Annotated in this window: 12 protein-coding genes and 1 pseudogene; 3 read left to right on the top strand and 10 right to left on the bottom strand. The window is 62.3% G+C overall.

The features are described 5' to 3' along the window. The first annotated feature begins 3 nt into the window (after positions 1-3). Entirely contained in the window at positions 4-693 is a 690-nt protein-coding gene (locus N8H74_RS14395) for a DUF4197 domain-containing protein (RefSeq protein ID WP_217832656.1), read from the top strand. Here N8H74_RS14395 and N8H74_RS14390 read toward each other — a convergent pair. From N8H74_RS14390 to N8H74_RS14380, 3 genes and pseudogenes are all read right to left on the bottom strand, one after another. After that, a pseudogene (locus N8H74_RS14390) lies at positions 690-1,124 on the bottom strand (Fic family protein); the annotation flags it as partial. The gene N8H74_RS14395 and the pseudogene N8H74_RS14390 sit on opposite strands and share 4 nt — an antisense overlap. Before the next feature lie 620 nt (positions 1,125-1,744). Continuing rightward, entirely contained in the window at positions 1,745-4,813 is a 3,069-nt protein-coding gene (locus N8H74_RS14385; RefSeq protein WP_262148332.1) for an efflux RND transporter permease subunit, read from the bottom strand. 6 nt (positions 4,814-4,819) lie between these two features. After that, a complete protein-coding gene (locus tag N8H74_RS14380; RefSeq protein ID WP_217832408.1) occupies positions 4,820-5,920 on the bottom strand; it encodes an efflux RND transporter periplasmic adaptor subunit in 1,101 nt (366 codons plus the stop codon). A 94-nt stretch (positions 5,921-6,014) separates the two neighbouring features. Between N8H74_RS14380 and N8H74_RS14375 the strand changes: the two genes are divergently transcribed. After that, positions 6,015-6,650 carry a TetR/AcrR family transcriptional regulator gene (locus N8H74_RS14375; RefSeq protein WP_262148329.1) on the top strand — a complete coding sequence of 212 codons (636 nt, stop codon included), beginning with the start codon at positions 6,015-6,017 and terminating at the stop codon, positions 6,648-6,650. 115 nt (positions 6,651-6,765) lie between these two features. Here N8H74_RS14375 and N8H74_RS14370 read toward each other — a convergent pair whose 3' ends face one another. Then, positions 6,766-7,545: a class I SAM-dependent methyltransferase gene (locus tag N8H74_RS14370; protein ID WP_262148531.1), complete on the bottom strand. Its 780-nt coding sequence runs from the start codon at positions 7,543-7,545 to the stop codon at positions 6,766-6,768. A 95-nt stretch (positions 7,546-7,640) separates the two neighbouring features. On the opposite strand from N8H74_RS14370, the gene N8H74_RS14365 reads away from it, so the two are divergent. Continuing rightward, a complete protein-coding gene (locus N8H74_RS14365) occupies positions 7,641-8,261 on the top strand; it encodes an energy transducer TonB (protein ID WP_262148327.1) in 621 nt (206 codons plus the stop codon). Between the two features lie 16 nt (positions 8,262-8,277). Here the strand turns inward: N8H74_RS14365 and N8H74_RS14360 are convergent, their stop codons facing one another. From N8H74_RS14360 to ppc, 6 genes are all read right to left on the bottom strand, one after another. Continuing rightward, positions 8,278-9,099 (bottom strand): isocitrate lyase/phosphoenolpyruvate mutase family protein, encoded by an 822-nt coding sequence (locus tag N8H74_RS14360; protein WP_262148325.1) that lies wholly within the window; start codon positions 9,097-9,099, stop codon positions 8,278-8,280. Between the two features lie 32 nt (positions 9,100-9,131). Continuing rightward, complete coding sequence (locus N8H74_RS14355) at positions 9,132-9,992, bottom strand: DUF72 domain-containing protein (protein WP_262148323.1); 861 nt, start codon at positions 9,990-9,992, stop codon at positions 9,132-9,134. Beyond that, positions 9,992-10,300: a hypothetical protein gene (locus N8H74_RS14350; protein WP_217832403.1), complete on the bottom strand. Its 309-nt coding sequence runs from the start codon at positions 10,298-10,300 to the stop codon at positions 9,992-9,994. Before N8H74_RS14350 ends, N8H74_RS14355 begins: the two co-directional genes overlap by 1 nt. A gap of 254 nt (positions 10,301-10,554) precedes the next feature. Beyond that, the gene (gene tsaB, locus N8H74_RS14345; protein ID WP_262148321.1) at positions 10,555-11,229 is read right to left on the bottom strand and encodes a tRNA (adenosine(37)-N6)-threonylcarbamoyltransferase complex dimerization subunit type 1 TsaB; all 675 of its coding nucleotides are present in this window, start codon (positions 11,227-11,229) and stop codon (positions 10,555-10,557) included. A 96-nt stretch (positions 11,230-11,325) separates the two neighbouring features. After that, positions 11,326-11,976, bottom strand: a complete 651-nt coding sequence (gene adk / locus N8H74_RS14340) for an adenylate kinase (protein ID WP_217832401.1) — start codon at positions 11,974-11,976, stop codon at positions 11,326-11,328. 299 nt (positions 11,977-12,275) lie between these two features. Continuing rightward, positions 12,276-14,906 (bottom strand): phosphoenolpyruvate carboxylase, encoded by a 2,631-nt coding sequence (gene ppc / locus N8H74_RS14335; RefSeq protein ID WP_262148319.1) that lies wholly within the window; start codon positions 14,904-14,906, stop codon positions 12,276-12,278. Positions 14,907-14,924: the final 18 nt, after the last annotated feature.

Genomic DNA, 14,924 nt, shown 5'->3' with positions numbered 1-14,924 from the left:
ACCATGCTTCGCCCTACCCTTCGCTTCGCCGGCCTGTGCGCGGGCCTGATGATCTCCGCCAGCGCCCTGGCCCTGTCACTCAGCGACCTGTCACAAAACGACGCCACCGGCGGCCTCAAGGACGCCCTGACCCAGGGTGCACAACTGGCCGTCAAACAACTCGGCACCCCGGGCGGTTTCAGCAACAACCCTGACGTGAAGATCGAACTGCCGGGCAAACTCGGCAAAGTCGCCGGCAAGATGAAAGCCTTCGGCATGGGCGCCCAGGTCGACGAACTGGAAACAGCCATGAACAAAGCGGCGGAAACCGCTGTGACCCAGGCCCAGCCGATCCTGGTCGATGCGGTGAAAAAAATGAGCGTGGAAGATGCCAAGGGCATCCTCAGCGGCGGCAACGACTCCGCCACCCAATACCTGGACAAGAGCAGCCGCGAACAGATCCGCGCCAAGTTCCTGCCGATCGTCAAACAAGCCACCGACAAAGTCGGCGTGGCACAAAAGTACAACTCGTTTGCAGGCCAGGCCGCGACGTTCGGTGTTGTGGATGCCAAGAGCGCCAACATCGAAAGCTACGTGACCGAACAGGCGCTGAACGGCTTGTTCGAAATGATCGGCAAACAGGAAGAAACCATCCGCAAGAACCCGGCCGCTGCGGCGACGAGTCTGGCGAAGAAGGTCTTCGGGACGCTTTAAGCCGAAATGGCACGGAAGCGGGCTCTCTCGCTTCCGTTCTGTAAGCCGGTGGCCGAAGGGGCACGCAAGAAAAATACCCACTCGCGCCCCATCTTTCTCTTCTCGAAAATCTGCAACTCTACCAAACCGTTCAGGCTCGACACCGCCGTGTTGTAGCCGCAACCAAGATGCTCCCGCACATTGCTCGCCGTAAACTCCTTTGCCACCCCGCTCTTGGCAACCCGATGAACCGCACGCTGTTTTTCCGTCAGGCAATCAAAAAAGCCCGAACTCGTCAGCCATCGCTCAAAGTCTTCGGTGTACGCCAGACTTTTGCGGTAGACGTCAGCAAAACCACTCACCGCCCGCAAAATCACCGAGCACTGGAAGTCGATGAAATACGTCAGATCCAGTCCATCGGCCCCGCTATGCAGGTATGAAGATCCTTGCCGGGATTGCTGGTTGTCAGGTTGGCTTCATGGATTCCTGGTAGTTGTCCAGCAGACTTTAGATCGCTGCCCTCACCCTGGCCCTCCCGAAACGTCGGACCGCCCAGAGGGAGAGGGAACTGACCACAGCGGCAGTAAAGAATATGTACCCCCACCAAAACCCGGTCGGCTCGTAGGCCGCCTTAGTGGGCAAGCCCACTCCCAAAAGCAAAAGAAGCCTGAGAAACCCGCATCCGCTTCTCACCACTCAACACAATGAGCGTTAGCTCGAGTACCGCTTTTGATCTTGCCGTGCCGGCCCCTTCGGCAGGCTGAGTGGAGGGATTTATCCGGGGGTGGGAGCGCAGCGACCGTTTGGCGCAGCCAAACACATCGAGAGGAGGTGCAGCGAAGCAAACCGTAGGCGATGCCCCCGGATGGATCCCGGAACGAAGGAACTCCGAGCCTAGGCGAGGGGCCGAACGCCGCGGCCAAGCCTTTTGGGTTACCTTTTTGGCGTCTGAAAAAGGTGACTCGCCGTAAGGGCGAAACCGCCATCAGCACCACCCGAAGCAACGGATATGTACACTAAACACCCAAAGGCTGGTCGGCCCAGAGGCCGCCAAGCCCAAGCCCAAACCCATTCAAGAATCCCGACGAACCCTGAACCAAGCCGCATAAAGCGCCGGCAAAAACAACAACGTCAACGCCGTAGCAACAATCAACCCGCCCATGATCGCCACCGCCATCGGCCCGAAAAACACACTGCGCGACAGCGGAATCATTGCCAGCACCGCCGCCAGCGCCGTCAGCACAATCGGCCGGAACCTGCGCACCGTCGCCTCGATGATCGCTTGCCAGGGCTTCAAGCCAGCCGCGATGTCCTGCTCGATCTGATCCACCAGAATCACCGAGTTGCGCATGATCATCCCCGACAGTGCAATCGTTCCCAGCATCGCCACAAACCCGAACGGCTGACGGAACACCATCAGGAACAGCGTCACCCCGATCAACCCCAGCGGCGCCGTCAGAAATACCATCGCCGTGCGTGAGAAACTGCGCAGTTGCACCATCAGCAACGTCAGCACCACGACAATGAACATCGGCACGCCGGCATTCACCGACTTCTGCCCACGTTCGGAGTCTTCCACCGTACCGCCCACGTCCAGCAGATAACCGTCCGGCAGTTCGGCACGGATCGGATCAAGGGTCGGCATGATCTGTTTGACCAGCGTCGCCGGCTGCTCCTTGCCATAAATGTCGGCCCGCACGGTCACGTTCGGCAGACGATTGCGGTGCCAGATGATGCCCTCTTCGAAGCCATATTCCAGCGTGGCGATCTGCGACAGCGCCACGCTGCGACCGTTGTCGGTCGGCACCGCCAGGCTCGGCAGCAGCGACAGTTCGGTGCGTTCATGCACGGTGCCGCGCAGGAGGATCTCGATCAGCTCGTTGTCTTCGCGATACTGGCTGACGCTGGAACCGGTCAGCGAACTCTGGAGAAATTTCGCCAGATTCGCGGTACTCACGCCAAGGGCGCGGGCACGGTCCTGATCAATGTTCAGGTAGACGACCTTGCTCGGCTCTTCCCAGTCCAGATGCACGTTCGCCACATGCGGGTTCTCGCGCACCTTGGCCGCAACCTTGCGCGCCAGGGCGCGGACTTCCTCGATGTGTTCGCCAGTGATCCGGAACTGCACCGGATAGCCGACCGGCGGCCCGTTCTCCAGGCGCGTGACCCGCGAACGCAGGGCCGGGAATTGCTCGTTGAGCGTATCGATCAACCAGCTGCGCAGGGCTTCGCGCTCCTCGATGGTTTTCGCCAGCACCACGAACTGGGCGAAGCTGGCGGCCGGCAGTTGCTGATCCAGTGGCAGGTAGAAACGCGGCGATCCGGTGCCGACATAAGCCACGTAGTTATCGATGCCGGCGTGATCCTTGAGCATCGCCTCCAGTCGCTTGACTTCGGCAGTGGTATTGGCCAGCGAAGCCCCTTCCGCCAGTTTCAGATCGACCATCAATTCGAGTCGGTTGGAGGCCGGGAAGAATTGCTGCGGCACGAAGCGGAACAGCATCACCGAAGCAACGAACAACCCCACGGTCAGCAGGATCACGGTTTTGCGCCGCCGTACACACCACTCCACCAGACGGCGAACCCGCTGATAGAACGGTGTGCCATAAGGGTCCGGTTGGCCGTCGCCGGTGCCATGTTTGGCTGCATGAATTTTCGCCAGATCCGGCAGGAGCTTTTCCCCCAGATACGGCACAAACACCACCGCCGCCACCCAGGACGCGAGCAGCGCGATGGTCACCACCTGGAAGATCGAGCGGGTGTATTCGCCGGTGCCGGACTGCGCGGTGGCGATCGGCAGGAAACCGGCGGCAGTGATCAGCGTGCCGGTGAGCATCGGGAACGCGGTGCTGGTCCAGGCGTAACTGGCCGCCTTGATCCGGTCGAAGCCCTGCTCCATTTTGATCGCCATCATTTCCACGGCGATGATTGCGTCGTCCACCAGCAGACCCAGCGCCAGCACCAGCGCGCCGAGGGATATCTTGTGCAGGCCGATGCCGAGGTAATACATGCAGGCGAAGGTCATCGCCAACACCAGCGGAATGGTCAGTGCCACCACCATGCCGGTGCGCACGCCAAGAGAGAAGAAGCTCACCAGCAACACGATCGCCAGCGCTTCGACCAGCACCTGGACGAACTCGCCAACACCGGTTTTCACCGCCGCCGGCTGATCGGAGACCTTGCGCAACTGCATGCCGGCCGGAAGGTTTTTCTGGATGCGGGCGAATTCGATTTCCAGCGCCTTGCCCAACACCAGAATGTCGCCGCCGTCCTTCATCGCCACCGCAAGACCGATGGCATCTTCGCCCATGAAACGCATGCGTGGCGCCGGCGGATCGTTGAAACCGCGTCGAACGTCGGCGACATCGGAGATGCGGAAGGTGCGGTCACCCACCCGGATCGGGAAGTTGCGGATCTCGTCAACTGTCTGAAAATTCCCTGAAACCCGTAGCTGCAATCGCTCGCTGCCGGTTTCGAAGAACCCGGCGGTGGACACCGCGTTCTGCTCTTCCAGCGCCTGCTGCACCGCCGCCAGGGGCAGGCCGAGGGTGGCGAGTTTGACGTTGGATAATTCGACCCAGATTTTCTCGTCCTGCAAGCCCAGCAGGTCGACCTTGCCCACGTCCTTGACCCGTTGCAACTGGATCTGGATACGGTCGGCGTAATCCTTGAGCACCGCGTAGTCGAAACCGTCGCCGGTCAGGGCATAGATGTTGCCGAAAGTGGTGCCGAATTCATCGTTGAAAAACGGCCCCTGAATGCCCGGCGGCAGGGTCTGGCGAATGTCGCCGACCTTCTTGCGCACCTGATACCAGAGGTCGGGGATTTCCACCGAATGCATCGAGTCGCGGGCAATGAACGTGACCTGGGATTCGCCGGGGCGGGAGAACGACACGATGCGTTCGTATTCGCCGGTTTCCATCAGTTTCTTTTCGATGCGTTCGGTGACCTGGCGCGAGACCTCCTGCGCGGTCGCACCCGGCCAGCGGGTCTGGATCACCATGGCCTTGAAGGTGAACGGCGGGTCTTCGCTCTGCCCCAGCTTGGTGTAGGACAACGCACCGACGATCGCCAGCAGAAGCATCAGGAACAGTACGATCTGGCGATTACGCAACGCCCATTCGGAAAGGTTGAAGCGCATCGGGACTTACTCCTTGTCCGCCAGATTGACCACACGGTTGGAGCGATCCACGGGGCGTACCTGCTGCCCCTCGAGCAACACATGAACACCGGCCGCCACTACCCAGTCGCTGGCGTTCAGGCCTTCGAGCACCGGCACGGTTTTTTCACCGAACGGGCCGATGCGCACCGGGGTCTTCTTCAACGTATTGTTGGCGCTGACCACCCAGACGTAGGTCGCGCCGTTTTCCGCCGTCAGCGCCGAGAGCGGCACCGACAGCGGGACGACATCAGCGGTCTGCACGAACACCCGCGCGCTCTGGCCGAGTTCGACCGGCACCTTGCCGCTGGCGAAGGTGATGCGCGCGGCGAAGGTGCGGGATTTCGGATCGGCTGCCGGCGACAGCTCACGAATCTGCCCGGCAAAGCGCTGGTTCTGCTGCGTCCACAACTCGACGGAAACCGCCTGGCCGACCTTAAACCGGCCGAAGCTCTGCTCCGGCAGGCTGATCAGCACTTCCCGCTCGCCATCGGTGGCGAGGGTGAACACGGTTTGCCCGGCGGCCACCACTTGCCCGACTTCGACCGAGCGCTTGGCGACCACGCCATCCTGCGGCGCACGCAGCACGGCGTAGCTGGCCTGGTTGGTCGAGACGTTGAATTCGGCCTTGATCTGCTTGAGGCGGGCCTCGCCGGAGCGATACAGATTCTCCGCGTTGTCGTAGGCCGAGCGGCTGACCATCTGCCGCTCCATGAGGGTCTTGTAGCGATCGCGTTCGGCGCGCACCAGATTCAGATTGGCTTCGGCGGCGGCGACCTGGGCACGGGTGGCTTCCAGTTGCAGACGCACGTCCTGGGGATCGAGTTCGGCGAGCGGCTGATCGGCCTTCACTCGCTGGCCTTCTTCGACCAGTCGTCGGCTGACCTTGCCGCCGATGCGGAACGCCAGATCGGGCTCGTAGCGGGCGCGAACCTCGCCCGGATAACTTTCCATCGCCTGGGCCGAAGGCTCTGGCTGCACCACCATGGCCGGTCGCACGGCGACTTGCGTCACCTCTTCCTGACCGCATGCCGACAATAAAAACGCCAGACCGACTGGCAACGTAAAGGACAACGCATGGCGGAACATGGTGACAGACCTTTCGCTAATGGTGCTTGGAATAATTATACTGACCGGTATGTTATTAATAGCAAACTCACCAGTCCAGTATTAAAAGCGAAGAATGTCGAACAATCTTTCAGCTCCAAACGGCCCCGGCCGTCCGAAGGATCTGGTCAAGCGCCAGGCGATTCTCGATGCGGCCAAATCCCTGTTTCTGACTCAGGGTTACGCCAACACCAGCATGGACGCGGTGGCCACCGCGGCCGGCGTTTCCAAACTGACGGTCTACAGCCATTTCAACGACAAGGAGACGCTGTTTTCCGCTGCCGTGATGGCCAAATGCGAAGAACAATTGCCGCCGCTGTTCTTCGAATTGCCGGACGGCTTTGCCGTGGAAAATGTGTTGCTGAACATTGCCAGAGGCTTCCAGCAACTGATCAACAGCGATGAGTCGGTGAACCTGCATCGCCTGATGATGGCGCTGGGCAGCCAGGATCCGAAGCTGTCGCAGGTGTTCTTCGAGGCCGGCCCACAGCGCATGCTGTCGGAGATGGGGCAACTGCTGCAGCGCATCCATGACTCGGGCGTGTTGAACATCGACAAACCGCACAATGCCGCCGAGCACTTCTTCTGCCTGATCAAGGGCGCGGCGAATTTCCGGGTATTGCTGGGTTGTGGCGAGCCACCGACCGCTGAGGCGGCGGAGAGTCATGTCCAGGAAGTGGTGGGACTGTTCATGCGGGCGTATCGGCCCTAGAAGTCTCGCGGTGTTTTGCCGGACGCCTGCGCAAGCACGCCCGCCCGCCCCCCCCCCACGAGGATCTGTCTACATCACACATCCCCTGTGAGAACGGGCGTGCTCGCGAAGGGTCTCAGGCCTTCAGCGCCTTTTTCGGATAGATGTCGTACCGGCTGGATTTGCCGTCCAGCGCATGGCTCGGCTTCGGCCCTTCGATGCACGGCGCCTTGCGCGGACGCTTGACCACCACGCGATGACTCGCCAGCGCCAACGCGGCTTCCAGCAAGGCCGGCGCATCCGGATCATCCCCTACCAGTGGCCGGAACAGACGCATTTCCTTCTTCACCAGCGCCGTTTTCTCACGATGCGGGAACATCGGGTCGAGGTAGATCACCTGTGGCGGCTCGCCTTGCCAGTTGCGCATCACCTCGATGGAGTTGCCCTTGAGCAGCGTCATCCGCGCGACGATCGGCGCCACCTCGAAATCTTCCGCCGCCCGCGCCAGACCGTCCTCCAGCAGCGCACCGATCAGCGGCTGGCGCTCGATCAGGCTCATCTCGCAACCCAGGCTGGCCAGCACGAACGCGTCCTTGCCCAGCCCCGCCGTGGCATCCAGCACCCGTGGGCGTACGCCCTGGGCAATGCCGACAGCCTTGGCGATCATTTGCCCGCTGCCTCCGCCATACAACCGGCGATGGGCCGCGCCGCCCTCGACGAAATCGACCCGCACCGGCCCCGGTGCGTCAGGCCCCAGCTGTTGCAGTTGCAAACCCTGCTCGCCGACCTGCAAGGCAAACTCGCCGTCGGCCACCTGCAAAGGCAGATTCAGGCGTTCGGCCCACTGCTCGGCCTGCGCTGCGAACGTCGGAGCGAGGGCCTCGACATGGATGCGGCAGGCCGCAGGTTGCTCAATCATGGAAAACACGCTCAAAAAGTTAAGGATCGGCGAAAGCGGCCGATAACCCAATCAACGCGCATTTTGCCAGAGCTGAGCGTCGACCGAAAAAAATGTCAGGCATTCTCCCCACATCGATTGGCTACATCTCGCCCCATGGCGATTTCAGCCGTCAAAACACTCAAGCACTGAGCGGCGTCAGTCATCTGTGGCAGGATTTCTTTGCCCAGGCGATGGCCGAGCAGTCGAGTGATGTGGTTCCGGCCTGTGGCACGTTTCCGCCGGTCGATCTGGAAAGCCCTGAAGAACCGACCGTCGGCAGCGACCTGCACGCGCACATCGTCAGCCAGCGCGAGTGCGACGTGGTCGAAACCCAGGTGCGTCCGCCGGAGCCGTTGTTCCTGCCGATCGCCGAGTTCGAAATGGAGCTGGCCGACAAGCCGTTCCCGCCGTTCCCGCCGGAAGAGATCCGCGCCCAGCAAAAGCAGCAGGACTTCGACAGTGGCTGGGTTCGCCCGATCGTCCTGACCAACGGCCAGCCGGTTCCGGAGCCAGGCGCCGCGCCGCAGAAACGTCCGTTGTACCTGCCGATCGCCGAGTTCGACCTCGACCTGATGGAAAAACCCTTCCCGCCGTTCTCGCCGGAAGAAATCGCCGAGCAGCAGAAGGCTCTGGATTTCGACAATGGCTGGGTACGCCCGATCGTTCAGCAGAACCTGCGCATCGCCGCCTGAGCCTCGCAAACATCACTCAGCCTTTGAAAAACTGATTGGCCCGGGCGTACGGCATCGAACGCGAAGTGAAGCCGAACGTGCCCGACTGCTGGATTTCTTCCGCCGCGCGGAAAAACTCGCCGTAAGCCGCCAGGGCCAGCGCCGAGCCAGTGCTGACCCGCCGCACGCCCATTTCCGCCAGTTGCTGCACGGTCAGCTTCAACCCGCCGGACATCAGCACATTGACCGGTTTCGGCGCCACCGCGCGCACCACTGCCAACACTTCCTCCGCGGTTCGCAAACCCGGCGCGTAAAGCACATCGGCGCCCGCTTCGGCGAAGGCCTGCAAGCGGCGGATGGTGTCGTTGATATCAGGATTGCCGTGCAGGTAGTTTTCCGCGCGGGCGGTCAGCATGAAGGGAAACGGCAGTGTGCGCACGGCGGCGACAGCGGCTTCGATCCGCGCCACGGCATGCTCGAAGCAGTAGATCGGCGTCTCCTCCCGGCCCGTGGCGTCCTCGATGGAACCACCCACCGCACCAGCCTGGGCGGCGCGAATCAGGCTTTGCGCCGATTCCGCCGGTGCATCGGCAAAGCCGTTTTCCAGATCCACCGCCACCGGCAGATCCGTGGCCGCGACAATCGCCCGAACGTTGTCCAGGGTTTCATCGAGGCTCAGGCCACCATCGGGTTTGCTTTGGGAGAACGCGTAGCCGGCGCTGGTGGTGGCCAACGCCTGATAGCCGAGACTGGCGAGCATCTTCGCCGAACCGGCGTCCCACGGGTTGGGGATGACGAAAATCTCGCTGCGGTCGTGCAGGGCTTTGAAGGCTTCGGCTTTACGGGTTTGCGCGTCCATTGGCAGGCTCCTGAGCGGGAAACGACTCCGCGTCAGAGCAAGCCAAGTTGCTCGGCGGCGGGTTCTCTGTATAGCTCAGGCAGAGGCGCCAGGCCAGGCAAACGTTGCATCAGTTGTGCGTGAAAACGTTGCGCCAGTTTCGCCGCCAGCAGATTGTCGGCGGTGTGCAGGAAGATGTATGGCGTGCGACCGTCTTCGATCCACTCGGCGATTTTCGCCACCCAGGGCACCAGGAACGGGTCGTTGGCTTCCAGCTCCGGATGGCCGATGAAACGCACTTGAGGATGCCGGGTGAACGCCGCCGGACGAGTCGGGACACGGGGCTTTTTCGATTGCGCGTGAATCACCGAAGAGTCGGTGGACAGGCAACTGAACAATGCACGCGGATCCAGACAGATGCGCTCCACCCCGCGATCGAGCAGCAGGCGATTGAGCAGGCGTTCACTTTCACCTTTGGCGAAGAACTGGTCGTGGCGCACCTCCACCGCCAGCGGCCGATCAAGGGCATCGATGAACGCCGCCAGTTCCGGAAGACGCTGCGGGGTGAAGCTCTTCGACAGTTGCAGCCACAGCGGTGATACCCGCTCACCCAGCGGGCTGAGCAACTGGACGAAGGTTTCGGCGGCGGTCAGCTGATCGCGCAGGTCGCCACCGTGACTGATGTCACCGGGAAACTTGGCAGTGAAGCGAAAGTGTTCGGGCATGACTTCCGCCCAGCGCTGCACAGTGGCCGGCGACGGGCTGGCGTAGAAGGTCGTGTTGCCTTCCACGGCATTGAATACTTGAGAGTAGAGACCGAGGAAATCGGAAGTCCTGGCATCAGCCGGATAGAGGTACTCGCGCCAGGCGTTTTCGCTCCAGGACGGACAGCCGAGGTAGTAAGGCAAATCCATCAGATGTACAGATCGAGGCCCAGCACGTCTGCATCCCAATCGACAAAACCGGCGGTGCTCAGGTAGCTGGCGAGCGCCATGGCGACGCTTTTCTTCATCGCGCGGTGGTAGATCATGTCTTGTTGGCGGGCGGGCAGATTGCTCAGGCGTTGCGCCGTAGCCTTGGCGGCACGGGCAGCCAGTTGCTCCTCGGTGGGGAATTCCAGCTCGCCGTCGATATCGTCGACGGACTCATCCAGCGCCACATTGCCTTTGCGAGGCTTGCGCTTGATGGGATACGAATGAGTGGAAACGCCGTCTATACGCATAAAGTCATGCTCGGTATCGATGATGGCAATTTAGCGGCACCTGACCGACTTAGCAAATCGCCGAGTGATAACTAGAACACATAAAAGACAAAAGGTTTAAAGCGCGGGGTTAGAAACTGACGATTGGCAGGGCTTCAGCACTGGATCGCCCTGTGGGAGCGGGTCTGCTCGCGAAGGCGTCATTCCAGCCGCCATTGTGGGCGACTGATCAACCGTTTTCGCGAGCAAGCCCGCTCCCACTGGAGCAGGGGGAATCAGCGGGCCTTGGGGGTGGCGACCTTGTCACGCAGGTAAACCGGCTGGGCATCGTCCGCCGGAATCGCTTCACCGCGCGCCCAGGCGAAACGCGCCAGGGTCAGCAGGTCTTCGGCGTGGGGCAGCATGCCGGCATCCGAACCGGTCAGCGTCACGGCGAGGCGCTCGCCATAACCCCAACCCGTGCCCGCGCCGAACCAGTCGCCGTCGGCGTCGTCCGGCAATGCCGCGACTTCCGGGGGCAGCACCGCCTCGGCGCCCACCAGACGCATCTCCCCGGCCGTCTCGCGGTAGCAGCCCCAATACACTTCGTCCATGCGTGCGTCGATGGCCGCCGCGACCTGGCGTGCGCCATGCTCGCGATAGGCCCGTTGCGCCAACACCGCCAGGTTCGACACCGGCAGCACCGGCCGATCCAGGGCGAACGCCAGACCCTGCACCACGCCAATGGCGATCCGCACACCGGTGAATGCGCCCGGGCCGCGACCGAAAGCGATGGCATCCACCGCCTGCAGCGTGGTGCCGGCGTCGGCCAGCAGTTGCTGGATCATCGGCAGCAGTTTCTGCGCGTGCAGGCGCGGGATCACCTCGTAATGGCTCGTGACCTTGCCGTCATGCAGCAAGGCAACGGAGCAAGCTTCAGTCGCGGTGTCCAGGGCCAGCAAGGTGCTCATCGATGTGTCCGTAAATCAGGAAGGGAAAAAGTGCGCCAGTATAAACAACTACGGCCCGCAAGCGGGCCGTGGATGATGCAGCGGATCAGGTGTTTTTCAGCTCAGGGCTTCAAGCACCTTGGCGGTGATTGCTTCAACCGAACCGACACCCGGGATGTGGCTGTACTTCGGCTTGCCCGCGTGGCTGGCGGACAGCTTCTGGTAGAACTCCACCAGCGGCTTGGTCTGCGAGTGGTAGACCGACAGGCGATGACGCACGGTTTCTTCGGTGTCGTCCTTGCGCTGCACCAGCTCTTCACCGGTGATGTCGTCCTTGCCGGCGATTTTCGGCGGGTTGTAGACAACGTGGTACACGCGGCCGCTGGCCTCGTGAACGCGACGACCGGCGATGCGCTGGACGATTTCCTCGTCTTCAACAGCGATTTCGACCACGGCATCCAGCTCGACACCGGCAGTCACCAGGGCTTCAGCCTGAGGAATGGTGCGAGGGAAACCGTCGAACAGGAAACCCTTGGCGCAATCCGCTTGAGCGATACGATCCTTGACCAGCGCGATGATCAGGTCATCCGACACCAGACCGCCGGCATCCATGATGCTCTTGGCCTTGATGCCCAGCTCGGTGCCGGCCTTGACCGCCGCACGCAGCATGTCGCCGGTGGAGATTTGCGGAATGCCGAATTTCTCGGTGATGAACTTAGCCTGAGTACCTTTACCGGCCCCGGGAGCTCCCAGCAGAATGACGCGCATTAGATGTGCTCCTCAATTTTTTTATAGAAAGCTTTTACAAAACAAAGGATTCGCCACATCGGGCGAATCCTGGAAAACGGGTCGTGGCCGCCCAAACGGCCAAAGGCTGATCAAGATACACAGCAGGCTGCGCCCACACAAGACGCCAAAAGTCGGAGAAACCGGCGCCTGCCGCGACCTTGCGACGGGGTGACCCAAGTCGCAACCCCATCATTAACTGTCGCCTGACCGCACTTTTCCGACACCGATTAAACGGCACCCGCCGCTCATCGCGGATGCCGCGTCCCGGCCAGAAAACCTTAGCCGGTATTTCGCAAACCGGCGGCAATCCCCGCCACAGACACCAGCAACGCCTGTTCCACCGGGCTGCCCTGTGCGACATCCTGCTGTCGCGAACGGGCCAGCAACTCGGCCTGCAATAGATGCAGCGGGTCGAGATAGGTGTTGCGCAGACGGATGAATTCCAGGGTGTCAGGGCTATGTGCCAGCAGTTGCGACTGGCCAGTCAGGCCAAGGACGACGGAACATGCCTGCGACAATAGGTCGCGTAAATGCACACCCAAAGGTAACAAGTCCGACTCCACCAGTCGTTCGTCGTAGGACAGCGCAATGTCGGCGTCAGCCTTGGCCAGGACCATTTCCAGCATGTCGATGCGGGTGCGGAAGAACGGCCATTGCTCGCGCATCTGCCCCAGCAGTTCGCCCTCGCCGCGCTCCAGTGCCTTGCTCAGCGCGGTTTCCCAGCCGAGCCACGCCGGCAGCATCAGCCGCGTCTGGGTCCAGCCGAAGATCCACGGAATCGCCCGCAGACTCTCGATGCCGCCGGCACGGCGTTTGGCCGGGCGGCTGCCCAGAGGCAGGCGTCCCAGTTCCTGCTCCGGCGTCGACTGGCGGAAATACTCCACGAACTGCGGATTTTCCCGCACCACCGCGCGGTAGGCGCTGACACCGTCGGCGGCCAGTTCGTCCATCAAGTGTCGCCACTCGGGCGTGGGTGGCGGCGGTGGCAGCAGCGTTGCTTCGAGTACCGCCGCCAGGTACAGATTGAGGTTCTGCTCGGCGATGTCCGGCAGGCCGAATTTGAATCGAATCATTTCCCCCTGCTCGGTGGTGCGGAAGCGCCCCGCCACCGATCCCGGCGGTTGCGACAGAATCGCCGCGTGAGCCGGGCCACCGCCACGGCCGACCGTGCCACCACGACCGTGGAACAGCAGCAATTCGACTTGCTGCTCGCGGCAGATTTCCACCAGCCGCTCCTGCGCGCGGTATTGCGCCCAGGCAGCGGCGGTGGTGCCGGCGTCCTTGGCCGAGTCGGAGTAGCCGATCATCACTTCCTGCGGGCCTTGCAGGCGTGCGCGGTAACCCGGCAGCAGCAACAGCCGCTCGATCACCGGCCCGGCATTGTCGAGATCGGCCAGGGTCTCGAACAACGGCACCACGCGCATCGGGCGCAGCACGCCGGACTCTTTGAGCAGCAGTTGCACGGCAAGCACATCAGATGCGGCGCCGGCCATGGAGATCACGTAAGAGCCCAGCGAAGCCCCCGGCGCGGCGGCGATCTCCTTGCAGGTGGCCAGCACCTCGGCAGTGTCCGCCGAAGGTTTGAAGTGCGCCGGCAACAAGGGCCGGCGATTGTTCAGCTCACGGGTGAGGAAGCTGATGCGCTGTTCTTCGTCCCAATCCTCGTAGCGACCGAGGCCGAGGTAATCGGTGATTTCGGTCATCGCCGCGCTGTGCCGCGAGGAGTCCTGACGCACATCGAGACGCACCAGGAACAGGCCGAAGGTCACGGCCCGACGCAGGCAATCGAGCAGCGGGCCGTCAGCGATCACACCCATGCCGCACTCGTGCAGCGAGTGATAACACAGCTCCAGTGGCTCCAGCAGGTCGCGGTTGTTGTGCAGCACGTCGGCCGGAGCCGCCGTGGTTTGCGCCAGGGACGCATGCGCCCAGTTGCGCGTGGCACGCAAGCGTTCGCGCAGTTGCTTGAGCACGGCGCGATAAGGCTCGGCGCTGTCGCCGGCCTTGGCCTTGAGGGGATCGCTGGCCTGCTGCATCGACAGTTCGGCCGCCAGGTGGTCGACGTCACGCAGGTACAGATCGGCGGCCATCCAGCGCGCCAGCAGCAGCACTTCGCGCGTGACCGCTGCCGTTACATTCGGGTTGCCATCACGGTCACCGCCCATCCACGAGGCAAAGCGAATCGGCGCCGCCTCCAGCGGCAGACGCATACCTGTGGCGGCGAACAAGGCCTGATCGGCCTTGCGCATGTGATTGGGAATGGCCTGCCACAGCGAATGCTCGATCACCGCGAACCCCCACTTGGCCTCGTCCACCGGGGTCGGCCGGGTGCGGCGGATTTCTTCGGTGTGCCAGGCTTCGGCGATCAGCCGTTGCAGGGTGTTATGAATCTGCTCGCGCTCGGCGCTGGTCAGGTCGCGGTGATCCTGAGCGGCCAGTTGCGCGGCGATCGCGTCGTACTTCTGGATCAGCGTACGCCGCGCCACTTCGGTGGGATGCGCGGTCAGCACCAGTTCGATTTCCAGCCGCGCCAGTTGCCGGGCCAGGGCGTCGGCGCTGTGCCCTTCGTTGCGCAATCGGGCGAGCAATTCCGGCAGCACGCGGGACTCGAACGGCGCGGCCTGTGATTCTTCGCGGCGGTGGATCAACTGGTATTGCTCGGCGATGTTCGCCAGGTTGAGAAACTGGTTGAACGCCCGCGCCACCGGAAGCAATTCAGCTTCACTCAACTGATTGAGGCTGGCGCTGAGCTCGGCGTCCATCGAACCGCGCCGGTCGGCCTTGGCGCCCTTGCGGATCTGCTCGATCTTGGCGAGAAATCCCTCACCGTACTGGTCACGAATGGTATTGCCCAACAGCTCACCGAGCAGGTGAACGTCCTCGCGCAAGCGTGCATCAATATCGGTCATCAGCATTTCTCCAGCAGT

Origin of the sequence: Pseudomonas sp. B2M1-30, assembly GCF_025447575.1 — a bacterium.
In the GTDB taxonomy this organism is placed as follows: domain Bacteria; phylum Pseudomonadota; class Gammaproteobacteria; order Pseudomonadales; family Pseudomonadaceae; genus Aquipseudomonas; species Aquipseudomonas botevensis.
Note: the sequence above shows the minus strand (reverse complement) of the source record. Positions and strands in the feature narration are given on the sequence as shown.

Coding starts and splice junctions, on each gene's coding strand:
- N8H74_RS14395 (WP_217832656.1), top strand. CDS start 4: ATGCTTCGCCCTACCCTTCGCTTCGCCGGCCTGTGCGCGGGCCTGATG.
- N8H74_RS14385 (WP_262148332.1), bottom strand. CDS start 4,813: ATGCGCTTCAACCTTTCCGAATGGGCGTTGCGTAATCGCCAGATCGTA.
- N8H74_RS14380 (WP_217832408.1), bottom strand. CDS start 5,920: ATGTTCCGCCATGCGTTGTCCTTTACGTTGCCAGTCGGTCTGGCGTTT.
- N8H74_RS14375 (WP_262148329.1), top strand. CDS start 6,015: ATGTCGAACAATCTTTCAGCTCCAAACGGCCCCGGCCGTCCGAAGGAT.
- N8H74_RS14365 (WP_262148327.1), top strand. CDS start 7,641: ATGTCAGGCATTCTCCCCACATCGATTGGCTACATCTCGCCCCATGGC.
- N8H74_RS14360 (WP_262148325.1), bottom strand. CDS start 9,099: ATGGACGCGCAAACCCGTAAAGCCGAAGCCTTCAAAGCCCTGCACGAC.
- N8H74_RS14355 (WP_262148323.1), bottom strand. CDS start 9,992: ATGGATTTGCCTTACTACCTCGGCTGTCCGTCCTGGAGCGAAAACGCC.
- N8H74_RS14350 (WP_217832403.1), bottom strand. CDS start 10,300: ATGCGTATAGACGGCGTTTCCACTCATTCGTATCCCATCAAGCGCAAG.
- tsaB (WP_262148321.1), bottom strand. CDS start 11,229: ATGAGCACCTTGCTGGCCCTGGACACCGCGACTGAAGCTTGCTCCGTT.
- adk (WP_217832401.1), bottom strand. CDS start 11,976: ATGCGCGTCATTCTGCTGGGAGCTCCCGGGGCCGGTAAAGGTACTCAG.
- ppc (WP_262148319.1), bottom strand. CDS start 14,906: ATGACCGATATTGATGCACGCTTGCGCGAGGACGTTCACCTGCTCGGT.